Below are 13234 nucleotides of genomic sequence, written 5' to 3' on the forward strand. Positions count from 1 at the left end.
CGGCCGGTGACCATCCGGTTACTCCAAACGCCGTTCCGTGGGCTCCATCGGCCCGGCGAGGCGGGGTCCGGCCAGCTTGCGCTCGAGCCTGCCGAGACCGCTGCGGACCGGCTGCGCGAGGTATTCGCCCAGTACAACGCCCGCGGCGAGGGCGAGCCCGATGGCGACCGCGGTCATCAGGGTGGAGATGTTGCCGCCCGGCTCCACCCCCAATTGGTATAGACCACGATAGGTGGAGAGGCCGGGTAGCAGGGGAGTGATCCCGGACACGGCCACCACGAGCGGGGTCACCTTCAGCCGGCGCGCCATCACTCCACCGCAGAACCCGACGAGCGTCGCCGCGATCGCCGACGAGCTGACGGCGTCGAATCTCGCCAGCATCAACCCGCCGTACACGAGCGCCCCGATCGAGCCCGCCGCCGCGGCGACGAGCATCGCGCGCATGGTCGAGTACGACGCGATCGCGAAGCAGGCCGCCGCACCCGCACCGCCGATCACCACGAGCGGCAACTGCTGCGGCGTCGACCCGGCGGCTTCCGGCAACGGTGTCCGCGGCAATCCGACGAGCACTGCAATCCGCAGCGCAAGCACGACTCCGGCAATCAACCCCGCACTCATCAGCGCGGTTTCCATGGTGCGTCCGGCGGCCGTGACGTTGTACCCGGTGATCGCGTCCTGCACCGCCGAAACGGTGGAAAGCCCCGACAGCAGCACGGTGACGGCCGCAGCGACGACGAGTGTCGGCCGGTCGGTGGTGAGGATGTCGCTGCTGACGATCACCATCGCGGACAGCGTCGCGAACAGCCCGCCGACCACCTGCTGGAAGAAAAACGGCAGGTTGAAGCGGTTGAGCAGGCGCCCGATCCGGTCGATCGCGGAGGATATGACCAGCGCGACGAGCGCGACGTCGAGCCCGCCGCCGAGCAGCAGCGTGATGAACGCGGCCAGCCCGCCCCAGGCGATGGTGGCGATCCAGCGCGGGTACGGATGCGGCGCCGACGTGATCCGGTTGAGCTCGGTGTGCGCCTCCTCGGCCCCGATCTTGCCGCGGACGATCTTGCGCACCAACGCTTCCGCCTGGGTGAGCCGGGTGTAGTCGAGGCTGCGCGACCGCACGACCCGCAACGCGGTGACCGGCGCGAGGTCGGTACCACGGTGACAGGTGACGGTGATCGACGTGAAGATCACGTCGACCTCACAATGCGGCAACCCGAGCGCAGAGGTGAGCGCGAGAATGGTGGCGGTGACGTCGGACGCACCGGCGCCACTGGCCATCTGCACCTCGCCGATGCGCAGGGTGACATCGAGAACGAAGTTGACGGTCGCATCGTCCGGCGGCTTGGGCCCGAGCGCCTCCTCCGCCTCGACGGCAGGCTGTTCGGCAGTCGGCGCCTCGAGAATGTGCCACGCCCGGCGACGCAACAGATTCGGCCGATGCCGCTGACTGGACCGCGGGTCCGGAGGCTCGAGAATCGGCCACCGTCTACGCCCCCCGCCCTGGCCGGCACGCTCGTTGATCTTCATGATCGATCCCCACCTCCTCGTTCGTTCCCGGGGACCATCGGCGCCAGTGCCTCGGCCGTTGCAGTGGCGTGCCCCACACCTGAAGACGATCGTGCCGCAAGCCGCCGGATCGCGCCGCTTTGCGCCCCTGAGCTGGTCCACCGCGACTCTTTGCAAACCGCCCGATATACTGCGACGCGCCCCGTTCGGTGTGGGGGTGTGCCGGTATAGCTCAGCTGGTAGAGCATCTGTCTTGTAAACAGAAGGTCAGGGGTTCGAGCCCCCTTGCCGGCTCCACTTCGCAGCTTCGTTTTTGGCGGCGTGATGGATCCGCCCGGTTCCACCTGTTCGGGGAACCGGGCGGCGACGGTCATCGTCGGGGGTGGGCTCTCAGCAGGCCTTGACCCATGAACACTCGCGAGCGGTATCGCCCGGCACTGCCGGGACGTCACCACGCCCGGCGGATTTGGCCCGCGCGGTGTCCCCGGGCCCGGAGGCAAGCCGGACGGCGACCGCGTCCTCCACGTCTCGCACCGAGCTGGCCAGGAAGTTGTTCTCCACCATGGAAAACACCAGATGCTCGCCGTTGGCGGTGGTAACGTAGCCGGACAGCGCACTGACCCCGGTCAGCGATCCGGTTTTGGCGTGCACGTTGCCTGCCGCCGGGGTGCCGGTCATCCGCTTGCGGAGAGTGCCGCCGACCAGCCGGTCCGGATTGCCGGCGATCGGCAACGCCTCGTACCAGGTCTGGAACCACGGCCGGGACTTGACCGCCGTCAGCAGGCCGGCCAGCTGGTCGGTGGTCACGATGTCCATCCGGGACAGCCCGGAACCGTCCACGGTCTGGAACTGCGCGGGATCCAGGCCCAACGACGACAGTTTCGCTTTCAACGCGCGCACCCCGGCGTCCCAGCTGCCCTCACCGCTTACCTTGCGCCCGGCGGATTTGGTGAGAATCTCGGCGTGCAAGTTGTTGCTCAGCTTGAGAAACGGCACCAGCAACTGGCTCAACGGCATGGATTGGCGATCGGCCACCGGGGTGGCTGATTCGGGGGCAGCGCGGTATGTCGTACTCCCGAGCACCCGCACACCGCGTTCCTCCAACGCCTTGCGAAACACCGAGGCGACCAGCGCGGTCGGGTTCCACACCGACATGAATTCGTTGACTGCCGCGCCGCCCGCGGGAATCGAACCGGACACAGTGATCGTGTTGGTGCCGTGTTCACGGTCGACGGTCACGGCCGGCTGCGAGCCGGCGGCCGACGTCGTCGCGGTGTTGACGATGCGCACGTAGCTGGTCGGCGGGTCCACGGCCACGGCGGCGGGCTTGCCGTTCTGGCCGGGCGCGACGCGGATGATCACCGAACCGGCGTCGTAGTCGGTGTCCGGGGAGATGGTCAGCGCGGAGACCTGTGCGTTGTAGGAATAAGGCTCGTCGTCCCACGCCCAGCCGGAACCGAGCCGGACGTGATCGAACCAGGTGTCGTCGGCGACGAGATCGCCGGTCACGACTTTCACCCCGCTGGCGGCGACCTTCGCCGCCAGCTCCTGGTAATCCTTGGCCAGCATCGTGGGGTCGCCGGTGCCCTTGAGATAGAGATTCCGTCCATCGGTGGACACCGTGGTGGTGAATCGATGGTCCGGACCAAGGACGTCCAGCGCGGCCGCCGAGGTCAGCAGCTTGGCATTGGACGCCGGTACGAGCCGGTTACCGGCATTGCGGGAGTACAGGGTGGCCCCGGTGTCGGCATTGCGCACGATCAGCCCGACTTGGGCGCCGGCAAGCTTGGGATTTGCGAGCAGAGCATCCAGATCCGGCCCGAGTCCGGTGGAATCAGGTCCGGCCGCCGCTGCGCCGGGCATGCCGAGTACCAGAAGCGCGGCCCCTGCGGGCACAAGACGCCGCCAGCCGATTTTTCGTCCCATGTGGTTCCCCTCGCACTGTGTCAGTTGCCGATCGGACGACGGCCTGCCGCAGAATCCCGGGAACCATACACCGGGCGAGCCCGAGTGTGGAAAAGTTTCCGATGTGTTGGTGTGACAGGGAAACTCTTGCTGTCTCATCCGGTGTTTTGGGTGAGCAGGCTTGCCGAGGTCCGCGCAATTCGGCCTGCACCATCGACCCCGCAGACGTATCTCATCGGGGCACTGAACCTGCTGCGACTGCATTCGATCGACCGCGACCGCGTGGATTGGCCGAGAGCGGAGGCGGCGGCTCTCCGCAAGGCAGCGGATGTCACCGCCACCGCCGGGACGTACTCGATGATCCGGCAGGTGATTGCCGAACTCGGGAATCCGCACCCGATGCTGGCCGGTCCGGCGCAGGCGCGGCCGCCGATGCCGACGGCGATCGACGTGCCGATGAGCCATGCGTTGGACGGGGTGGCCGTCGTGACGGTGCCCGGATTTCTCGCTGATCCGGCGGGCGAGCGGCGGTATGTGGCGGCGGGAGTGGCCGCACTGCAAGCGGTCGAGGCTCAAGCGACGTGCGGCTGGGTCGTCGACTTGCGTGACGACACCGGCGGCGACATGTGGCCGATGCTCACCGTGCTGGCGCCGCTGCTGGGTGACGGCGTCATCGGGTCATTCACCGGACCCCGGGTCACCCCGAAGACGTGGTCGGTGCTCGACGGCAGAGCACTCCTCGACGGTTCAGCCCCCGCGGAGGAGACCAATCCGGTACGGCTCACCCGGCCACGTCCGCCGATCGCCGTGGCTCACATCGCGGCACACTGCGAGTTCCGGCGAAGCGACGCTCGTCGCGTTCCGGGGAATGCCGCGCGTCGAGACGTTCGGCGCGTCCACCGCCGGCGTCGCCACAGGCAACGAAGTCTTCTCCCTGAGCGACGGTGCAAAGCTGCTCGTCACGAGCGTTGTCGACGTCGACCGCACCGGCCGGGTCTACGGGAACGTGGCGATCGAGCCGGACCACCTGGTGTCACCGGCCGACGCGGAAGCCGTTGCCGTGCAATGGGTACGTGCGAATGGCTGCGGCTAGCACGATGAGCCCACCACCTCGCGTGGCGGGCCCATCGTCCGGTCAGAAGCCGTCGCAGGAGGCGGTTGCGAAGTTGCCCGACGCTTGGGACGTCTTGGCTTCCTTGCCATCCACGACGACCTTGCACGTGACGTCTCCGCCTTCGGTGCCGGTCGTCACGGTGAGGGTGCCGCCCTTGATCAGGCCCTTCGTGGTGAGATCTTTGGACCACGGAAGGGTTTTGGGCTGTTCCTGGCTGGTGGAGACGCCGTTGTCGCCGAGAGTGGTGTACGTGATCGAGGCGTCCTTCGCGGTGCCGGTGACCTCGTAGTGGACCGTCACGGTGCGGTTCGCCTCGGTGTTGACGTCGTTGACCGCCTTGGTGAACGCCGTCGCCCACACGATCGCGATGATCAGGCCGATCACCGACAGCACGAGCCCCGCGATGGCGATCCCCTTGTTCGTCGCCTTCTGGGCGCGGACCCGGGCGATCCCGAGTGCGGAGAAGATCACGCCGAGGATCACCAGCGGCCATGCGATGAGGCCGATGATGGGGATGAACGAGAAGATCAGGCCGAGCAGTCCGAGCACGAACCCGGCGGTGCCGAGACCGTTCTTCGGCTGGAGTTGCTGGGTTTGCTGGGGCGGGTACGGGGGCGGAGGGTAGTCAGGGGCGGACATGGGTGCCTTTCGTGATCGGTTGTGCAGAAAGTGGTCGCGTGGGCGGCCTCGGGTGTTACGCACGATCACCCGATAGAGTCGCCGACCGGCCTTCCGCACTGGGGATTCCCGGTCACGTCGTCCGCGGCCGGACGTGCGCCCGTTCCCCCTCCATCCCGAAGAGGATCAGCACTTCGACCGCGCGCCCGTCCGCCGAACCGAGCCAATGCGGTTGCGTGGTGTCGAACTCTTCGGCTTCCCCTGGCGAGATTGTGCGGTCGCGGTCACCGACGATCAGCCGGAGCCGTCCGTTCAGGACGTACAGCCACTCGTGACCGCTGTGGGTCTGCAGCGTCGGCTCGCCGGTCGCGCCTGGGACGAGCATCTTGTACGCGTGGATCCCGCCGGGGCGCCGGGTGAGCGGGATGAACGTCATGCCGTGCCGGTGGATCGGATGCAGGTGAATCCGCGGGTCGCCGGTACGGGGCGCACCGACGAGATCGTCGAGCGGAACGTCGTAGACCTGCGCGAGGGGCAGCAGCAGTTCGAGGTTGGGCCGCCGAAGCCCGCTTTCGAGACGGGAGAGGGTACTTTCCGAAATCCCGGTCTCCCGCGCGAGCGCGGCCAGCGTGACCCCCCGTTGCCGGCGCAGCGCCCGCAACCGCGGCCCGACCGCGTCGAGTACCTCGTCGATCTCCATGCGCTCCAGCCTTGCCGGTTGTCGTGCTACGTCCATAGTGGACCTCCGCGGTCTCATGGCGCGCTGTTCGGTAGGTCTTTCCCGGCTGTTTTTCGCGTAGCGTTGACGGCATGAGCGTTGGAGAGGGGCCTCGGCGGGCGGATGCGCGGGAGAACCGGGAGCGGATCGTCGAGATCGCGCGTGAGGTGGTCGCCGGGTCGGGTGAGCTGCGGCTGAACGCGGTGGCGAAGCGGGCGGGCGTCGGCCAGGGCACGCTGTACCGGCACTTTCCGACGCGCGAGGACCTGCTGGCCGAGGTGTACCGGCAGGAGGTACAGGAACTGGTTGCGCTCGCCCCGGACCTGCTGACCTCGCACGGACCGGTCGACGCGCTGGTCCGGTGGTTCGACCGCTTGGCCGACTACGCAAAGGTCAAACGAGGCGTCCTCGCGGCGGTCGAGGTGGCCGTGTGGAAGGACCTGTCGAAGGAAAGCCACGGCCCGATCGGCGACGCAATAACCGTCCTGCTGGACGCGGGAAAGTCCGAGGGGACCATTCGCGCAGACATCGACGCCCGCGACCTGATCACCCTGTCGGGCTATCTGACCCGCCTGGACGAGGACGAGTGGGACACCCGCGCGCGGCACCTGCTGGACGTTCTGCTGAACGGAATCCGGACCCACTGAGCCGGCGGTTTTCTGCGCGGGACCAAGGTGCTCCCGAGCGGGCGCGGGTGGAATCGGGCACGAATCTTGATCACGCGGTGCTGCCGAGGTGACCGACTCCGCTGGTCGGGCGCGGGCGGAACATTTGGCCGGAGGCCAAGAACTGGGCCGACAACCGCGGCGGACCTCCTCGGCCATGAACGATGACTGACCTTGGTGCGGGGTCCGCGGGTTCACCGCACGTCAGGCACCGTGGCTAGGAAGATTCGCGTGCCTGGTTGCCGCAGCGGATGCTGATCTTCCTGTCGAGTAGCCATGCCGGGGACTGCTAGTTCGGCTGGCCGCGGTGACGAAGTTGATCTTCCTGTTGAGTGCCCTGCCTACATTTGCTTGTTTGGCCACTGCCACGGCGGGCACCGACCTGCCGGTCTGGGCTGTTGTTCGCCTGGCTGCGATGGCCAAGGTTGTTTTGCCGGTCGAATGCCGGGCCTGATTGCTCGGCTGGATGCGGCGGTGATAGTTGTCCTGGCCGGTCGAGTGCCGGGATTGTTTGCTCGGCTGGATGCCGCGGTGAAAGTTGCGCTAGCCGGTTGAGTGCCGGGGCTGTTTGCTTGGCTGGCCGCCGTGGTGAGTGTTGCGCTAGCCGGTCGAACGCCGGGCCTGATTGCTCGGCCGGCCGCCGCGGTGAAAGTTGCCCTAGCCGGTCGAGTGCCGGGGCCGTTTGCGCGGCTGGATGCCGTGGCAGAAGCTGATCCACCCACGAGACTCCGCGGCGAGGGCTGGACCATCCGCCGGGCGCAGCAACCGAGGCAAATCACCAGCCATCAGCGGCAAAACCCCACTCTGTGTCCATAGTGGACCCGACATCGCAACTCCCCCCGGCCCGGCCCCGGATGACCGAACGGCGACCAGGCTCAGGACGCGACAGCGAGGCGGACCCGGCGGTCACGGGCATACGAGACCAGTTCCCGGACCTCGTCGGTGGTGATGATGCGGACGGCGTCGTCCAGTACCTCTGCGGTGGCGACCTGAAGTGGCCACGACCGCAGGCCAGGGGCGGGTTCGTGCCAGAACCACTGGCCCTGTGTGAGGTCCTCGGCGGCGACGGTGGGTTCGTCGGTTTTCATGCCCGCAGCCTAACCGGGACCACCGACAGAAAATCGCTCTGCCGGACATTGCGCGGTACCCGGGTGGGGTTTGGTGCGCGGAAGGCCGGTGGGCGAGGTGGTTCGTGCAGGTCGACGGGCGGTCCGGGGAGGTACGGGTGGCGCGGGTCACGTTGGGCAGGCGCCGATTTCCGGCCGACGGACGGGCTGGGAAACCCGAGCGGCAAGAGTAAACCGGGGCGCGGCGCCGCCACCGCCTCGCGCGGGTCGTCAGGTCCGGCACGGCCGCCATCGGCTCGCGCGGGCACGGATCAACACGGTCGTCAGGTCCGGCACGCTCGTCACGGCCGCCATCGGCTCGGCGGGCACGATCAACACGGTCGTCGGGTCCGGCGCGCTCGTCACGGCCGCCATCGGCTCGCGCGGGCACAATGCCTGGTCTTCCGGGTGGATTTTGCGTGGTCGGGCGGCCTGCCCTAGGCTGCGCCGGTCACCGCCGCACACACCGGGGGTTTCCGGGACGAAGGGAACGGTGCGAATGGCTTTGCGTGACGCCGAGGCGTACCGCGACGTCGATCTTCCGACGATCATCCGGATGGAGCGGCGGCTGCCCTGGTACGGCTGGCCGCATCTGCCGCTCGGGCTGCTGGTCTGCGTGGCCGCGATCCTTGCCGCCTACCGGGTTCCGGTGTCGTATCACCTCACCACCGCGCTGGTCGCGGGTAGCGGGGTCGTCGGCGGGTTTTCCGGTTACGGCTGTGGTCTGGTGATGGTCAGCACCCCGGACCTCGTCAAGACCGGGTACCTGCAGTGGCGCCGCACCCGCGTGCTGCGGGCGTTGCTGATCGTGCTCGGCGGGCTGTCCGCGGCGTCGATGGTGGTCGTCGTGGCGTGTCACATTTCGTTGCTGGCCGGGGCTTCCGGGCAGCATCCGTTCCGGCTTTCCCTGCAGGCCGGGCTTTACCTCGTGCTCGTGGTGGCCAACACCGTCCTCGCCGGGCTCGAGGCGTGGCAGCTGTCGAAGGTGCTGCGGCCCCCGGCTGCCGACCCCGACGAGAAGCACGCCGGGCCGGTGCGCGTCCGGCTCGGCTGAGCGTCTACATCGGACGGACACAAAGGACGGTCAGCGCCTGCGCAGCAGCACTTCCTGCGTGACGGACGCGACCAGGCGCCCGTCGGTCGTGAAGAACTCGCCGTGCGTGAGGCCGCGGGTGCTCGCGTAACTCGGGCTTTCCATGTCGAACAGCAGCCATTCGTCCGCGCGGAACGGCCGGTGGAACCACACCGCGTGGTCCAGCGATGTCAGCTGCGGCTCGCCGGGATCGTTGCGATGCGGCAGGAGGGCGGTCCCGGCCAGGCGGATGTCCGAGATGTAGGTGAGCGCGCAGACGTGCGCCAGCGGGGTGTCCGGGAGCGCGTCCTTCGCCCTTACCCAGATCTGCTGGCGTGGCCCGCGGCCGGTGTCGGGCACCCCGGTCTCGGGGTCGCTCACGAACCGCACCTCGATCGCGGACAGCACGATCGGCGACCGGTCCTGCTCGACCACGGCGACCTCGTCCGGCGCCGGGACGTCCGGCATCCGCGCCTGGTGTGCGCTGCTCTCGGCCTCGACCTGGAACGACGCGGACAAGCTGAAGATGCTCTCGCCGTTCTGGATCGCCACGACCCGGCGCGTGGTGAACGAACCGCCGTCGCGAGTGCGCTCCACCTCGTAGATGATCGGCATGTCGGTGCGGCCGCCGCGGATGAAGTAGCCGTGCAGCGAGTGGACGTGCCGCGCGGCAGGCACGGTCGCGCCGGCCGCGGTAAGCGCTTGCGCCGCGACCTGACCACCGAACGCCCGTTGCGGCGAGCCCTGGTGGCACCATCCGCGGAACAGGTTCAGCTCGAGTGGTTCGAGCTTCAGCAGCTGGTCGAGCCCGGGCCGGATCGGATCGATGGTCGTCACCGGCCCAGTCTAAGCGGCCGCTCAGTCATCTCGCGGGGTGAGCAGCGGCACGATCGCGGCTGGATCCTGGACGTGCGCGTTGTGCCCCAGCCCGGCCAGGACCACCGCATTGTCCGCCAGCGCCTGCAACTGCTCCGGACGCGACATCGGGTCGTTCTCACCCGCCGCGAGTACCACCGGACACCGCGCGTCCGCCAGCAACCGCGGCATGTCCGGTCGTCCGACGCCGAACGCGGCCGAGTCCAGCGTGAGCCGCCAGCCGTCCGGGGTCTCGGTGACGCCGTCCGGATCTGCGGTGGTCAAGCCGGTGAGCCCGGCTACCTTCAGGAACGCGGCTTCTGCCTCCTTTCGAGTGTCGAACAGCCGCGGTGGCCGCTGCGCCTGTGCGGCGGCGCGCGCGAGGTCGTCGTCGCTCCACTCCACCTTGACGCCCAGCGCCAGCACCCGGCTGACGTCGAGCCCGTACCGCCCGCTCGCCAGCTCCAACGCGACGACCCCGCCGAGCGAATGGCCCGCGATGACGATCGGGCCGGGCTCGTCCAGCACGTCGGCCACTGCGGCGGCGAGCGCGTCGAACGAGTACGCAGGCAGCGGTGCCGAGCCGCCGTGCCCGGGCAGGTCGGGAATGAGCACCCGGCGGCCGAGCAGGCCCGCGGCGGCGTCCCAGACTGCGCCGGTGGCGCCGAGACCGTGCAGGAGCAGGACCGGCGGTTTGCCGGTTCCGGTGGTGCGCAGCTTGAGTTTTTCCACCGGACGGATCTTTCCGCAGGCGGTGGTGCCGGGGCTAGGGTCGGAACGTGTCGAGTGCTGTCATCGCCGACCCGGACACCTACGTGACGGGCGTGCCCCACGAACTGCTCGCCCGCCTGCGCCGCGAAACGCCCGTGACGCGGATCGGCGATTTCTGGGCAGTGCTGCGGCATGCCGAGGTACGGCAGGTGCTGCGCAGTCCGGCGGTGTTCTCCTCCCAGCTCGGCGGTACCCAGGTCCGCGACCCGGCCACGGCCGAGGACCTGCGGTACGTGCGCCGGATGATGCTCAACATGGACCCGCCCGAGCACGGCAGGCTGCGTGGGCTGCTCACGAAGGCGTTCACCCCGCGCGCGATCGGCAGGCTCACCGAACGGATCGAGGGCTGGGCGCGCGACCTCGTGGCGGCCGTTGCCGACCGTGGTGAATGCGATTTCGCCAAGGACGTCGCCGCCGACCTGCCGTTGCTGACGCTCGCCGAGGTCTTCGGCGTGCCGGAGCAGGACCGGCGGCTGATGTTCGACTGGAGCAACCGCGTGATCGGCTACCAGGACGCCGAATACGCGGTGAGCGCGACTGTCCGTGCCGACGACGTGACCGACCTTGCGCGGGCCGCGCTGGCGGTGCGCCCGGAACCTGGTCCGGGCGGGCAGATGCCGGATCCACGCAGCCGCACCGGAATGCCCGACCTGTATGCCTACGCGCACGCACTCGGCGAACACAAGCGCACGCACCCGGGCGACGACGTGATGAGCAATCTGATGCAGTACGTCGACGACGACGGCGGCCGGGTGTCGATCGAGGAATTCGAGAACCTGTTCTGGCTGTTTTCCGTGGCAGGCAACGAAACTCTGCGCAACGGCCTGCCCGGCGGGATGGCCGCGCTGCTGGCGCACCCGGAGCAGTACCGCAAGCTGCTCGCCGACCGGACCCTGCTGCCCGGCGCGGTGGAGGAAATGCTGCGCTGGTGGACGCCGGTGATGAACTTCCGCCGCACCGCGACGCAGGACACCCGGCTGTCCGGGGTCGACATCAAAGCCGGGGACAAGGTGGTGGTGTGGTTCTCGTCGGCCAACCGGGACGAGTCGGTGTTCCCAGACCCGGACGTCTTCGACGTGACGCGCGCACCGAGCGAGCACCTGACGTTCGGCCACGGCCCACACTTCTGCCTCGGCTCCCACCTCGCGCGAGTGCAGATGCGCGCGCTGTTCGAGGCCGTGCTCGACCGGCTCGGCGAGGTTCGGCCCGCAGGTGAACCCCGCCGGTTGCGGTCGAACTTCCAGAACGGGATCAAAAGCCTCCCGATCCGCTGGGACTGACCTGCGGTTGGTGGCGGAAGGTGGGTCGGTTCGGCTGCGGTGGGTTGGGCAGGGGTGGCCTCCTCCTGCTATCGGGGCGCGTGTGCGGTGTGGGGTTGGTTGAGTTCGGTCGGTGGGGGTCGCTGCGGTTGGCTGGGGGTGGCACGTCGGCCGAGGTCGGTCGATGGTGGCTGCCGTGGTCAGCCAGTGGCGCCGGGTCGGGCGAGGTCGGTCGACGGTGGCGGCCGTGGTGGGCCGGTGGCGCCGGGATGGGTGAGGTCGGGTGGCGGCCGTGGTCAGCCAGCGGCGGCGGGTCGGGCGAAACGGAGCTGCAGCGGCCGTCGGAGCCGACTGCGGGCGGCGGGGCGGCCGGAATTGACCTCCGGCGGTAGCCGCCGTTGAGTGCCGCGTCGGTCGCTGCCTGCCGATGGCGGACGCCGGGGCTTTCGGGTGCGCTGGGCTGGCCGAAGTCGCCCAGCTGCGGTTACTGGGGGTGGACCAGCGGTGCCGGGTCGGAGGGGGTCGCCCAATGCTGGACGCCGTGGTGGGCCAGCGGTGCCAGGTTGGGCGGGGTCGGTAAGTGCTGGCTGTCGGGGTGGGTCGGTGGTGTCGGGGCAGGTGGGGTTGGCCTGCGGTGGTTGTCGAGGTTGGCTGGCGGTGCCAGGTTGGGCGGGGTCGGTAAATGCTGGCTGCCGGGGTGGGTCGGTGGTGTCGGGGCGGGTGGGGTTGGCCTGCGGTGGTTGTCGAGGTTGCCTGGCGGTGCCAGGTCGGCCGAGGTCGGCTGGTCGTGGCGGTCAGGGTTGGGTGGCGGTGCCGGGGCGGTCGAAGCCGAGTTGCTGCGACCGCTCGGCGGGGACTGGTCAGCCGAAGCTGACCAGTGAAAGCCAGCGGTCCAGGAACTCCGTGTCTCCGCTGCGTTGGGCGGTCTCCGCGGGCAGGCGGCCGTAGATCATCAGCAGGAGGTCGGCCAGCGGGGCTGCCACGGTGACCGTCGCGGTCCCCGCTGGTGGGCCTGGGTGCCAGCCCAGGACTTCGCCGGTGAGGTCGACCGTCCACGAGGCTGCGTGGTCCGTCGGGGAGAGGTGGATGGTGCGGCCCGGGGCGAGCAGTTCGCGGCGTTCCGGGAAGTACTCCAGCATCGCCGGCAGCGAGCCCAGCTCGAGCCATTCCTCCAGCGCGTCGTGCGCCACCTCCGGGGTGACGGTGAACTTTCCGCCCGCGGCCATGGTCGCGTCGGCGCGGTGGACTGTCGTCTCGTTCATGAAACGTCGTGCATAGAACGCTGCCCGGGGCTCGCCGTCGGGGATCGGGGTGAACACCTGCGCGTCCGGACCCGCTTCGCGCAGGGTCGCCGCCAGCATCCGGGCACCGTCGGCGAGCCACGTCGCCGGGCGTGGGACGTCCACCGGCTGCCGCAGCTCTTCGTCCGGCAACGGGTGGTCGGCTCGCGTGCGGACGGTCTCCTCCGCCCACCGGTGCCCGGTGCCGATGTGGTTGAGCAGCTGCCCGAGGTTCCAGTCCGGACAGGACGCGATCCGCGTCGCCCGGTCCGCGCCCTCGACGGCCGCCGCGAGCAGCTCCGTCTGCCGCACGATCTCGGCGCAACGCTGGTCGAAGTCCATGGGGTGTCCTCTCCGGTTCGGGTCCG

General features: G+C 69.2%; 13 protein-coding genes and 1 tRNA gene. 6 read left to right on the top strand and 8 right to left on the bottom strand.

All coding sequences use genetic code 11. The features are described 5' to 3' along the window. Positions 1-18 precede the first annotated feature (18 nt). Complete coding sequence (locus OO71_RS35590) at positions 19-1524, bottom strand: threonine/serine exporter family protein (protein WP_033294407.1); 1506 nt, start codon at positions 1522-1524, stop codon at positions 19-21. 200 nt (positions 1525-1724) lie between these two features. On the opposite strand from OO71_RS35590, the gene OO71_RS35595 reads away from it, so the two are divergent. Then, positions 1725-1800, top strand: a tRNA-Thr gene (locus OO71_RS35595). Positions 1801-1893: 93 nt separating this feature from the next. Here the strand turns inward: OO71_RS35595 and dacB are convergent. Continuing rightward, positions 1894-3429 (bottom strand): D-alanyl-D-alanine carboxypeptidase/D-alanyl-D-alanine endopeptidase, encoded by a 1536-nt coding sequence (gene dacB, locus OO71_RS35600; RefSeq protein WP_033294408.1) that lies wholly within the window; start codon positions 3427-3429, stop codon positions 1894-1896. A 511-nt stretch (positions 3430-3940) separates the two neighbouring features. Between dacB and OO71_RS50555 the strand changes: the two genes are divergently transcribed. Beyond that, positions 3941-4501: a S41 family peptidase gene (locus OO71_RS50555; protein ID WP_281178505.1), complete on the top strand. Its 561-nt coding sequence runs from the start codon at positions 3941-3943 to the stop codon at positions 4499-4501. A gap of 42 nt (positions 4502-4543) precedes the next feature. On the opposite strand, the gene OO71_RS35610 is transcribed toward OO71_RS50555, so the two are convergent. Further along, on the bottom strand, positions 4544-5161 hold the full coding sequence (locus tag OO71_RS35610) for a DUF4190 domain-containing protein (protein ID WP_033294409.1): 618 nt from the start codon (positions 5159-5161) through the stop codon (positions 4544-4546). Between the two features lie 112 nt (positions 5162-5273). After that, positions 5274-5840: a helix-turn-helix domain-containing protein gene (locus tag OO71_RS35615; RefSeq protein ID WP_033294410.1), complete on the bottom strand. Its 567-nt coding sequence runs from the start codon at positions 5838-5840 to the stop codon at positions 5274-5276. A 110-nt stretch (positions 5841-5950) separates the two neighbouring features. On the opposite strand from OO71_RS35615, the gene OO71_RS35620 reads away from it, so the two are divergent. Next, complete coding sequence (locus OO71_RS35620; protein WP_033294411.1) at positions 5951-6505, top strand: TetR/AcrR family transcriptional regulator; 555 nt, start codon at positions 5951-5953, stop codon at positions 6503-6505. Between the two features lie 325 nt (positions 6506-6830). Continuing rightward, positions 6831-6977 (top strand): hypothetical protein, encoded by a 147-nt coding sequence (locus OO71_RS50560; RefSeq protein ID WP_156096726.1) that lies wholly within the window; start codon positions 6831-6833, stop codon positions 6975-6977. 421 nt (positions 6978-7398) lie between these two features. Here the strand turns inward: OO71_RS50560 and OO71_RS35625 are convergent, their stop codons facing one another. Then, complete coding sequence (locus tag OO71_RS35625) at positions 7399-7611, bottom strand: hypothetical protein (protein WP_033294412.1); 213 nt, start codon at positions 7609-7611, stop codon at positions 7399-7401. 517 nt (positions 7612-8128) lie between these two features. On the opposite strand from OO71_RS35625, the gene OO71_RS35630 reads away from it, so the two are divergent. Beyond that, positions 8129-8683 carry a hypothetical protein gene (locus tag OO71_RS35630; RefSeq protein WP_033294413.1) on the top strand — a complete coding sequence of 185 codons (555 nt, stop codon included), beginning with the start codon at positions 8129-8131 and terminating at the stop codon, positions 8681-8683. Positions 8684-8713: 30 nt separating this feature from the next. Here OO71_RS35630 and OO71_RS35635 read toward each other — a convergent pair whose 3' ends face one another. Both OO71_RS35635 and OO71_RS35640 read right to left on the bottom strand, forming a co-directional pair. Further along, the gene (locus tag OO71_RS35635) at positions 8714-9538 is read right to left on the bottom strand and encodes an acyl-CoA thioesterase (protein WP_033294414.1); all 825 of its coding nucleotides are present in this window, start codon (positions 9536-9538) and stop codon (positions 8714-8716) included. A 21-nt stretch (positions 9539-9559) separates the two neighbouring features. Beyond that, positions 9560-10288: an alpha/beta fold hydrolase gene (locus tag OO71_RS35640; RefSeq protein ID WP_033294415.1), complete on the bottom strand. Its 729-nt coding sequence runs from the start codon at positions 10286-10288 to the stop codon at positions 9560-9562. Between the two features lie 47 nt (positions 10289-10335). Between OO71_RS35640 and OO71_RS35645 the strand changes: the two genes are divergently transcribed. After that, positions 10336-11607: a cytochrome P450 gene (locus tag OO71_RS35645; RefSeq protein WP_033294416.1), complete on the top strand. Its 1272-nt coding sequence runs from the start codon at positions 10336-10338 to the stop codon at positions 11605-11607. 839 nt (positions 11608-12446) lie between these two features. Here OO71_RS35645 and OO71_RS35650 read toward each other — a convergent pair. After that, positions 12447-13208, bottom strand: a complete 762-nt coding sequence (locus tag OO71_RS35650; protein WP_033294417.1) for a maleylpyruvate isomerase family mycothiol-dependent enzyme — start codon at positions 13206-13208, stop codon at positions 12447-12449. Between the last annotated feature and the right edge of the window lie 26 nt (positions 13209-13234).

Origin of the sequence: Amycolatopsis jejuensis (assembly GCF_000717335.1) — a bacterium.
Taxonomy (GTDB): Bacteria; Actinomycetota; Actinomycetes; order Mycobacteriales; family Pseudonocardiaceae; genus Amycolatopsis; species Amycolatopsis jejuensis.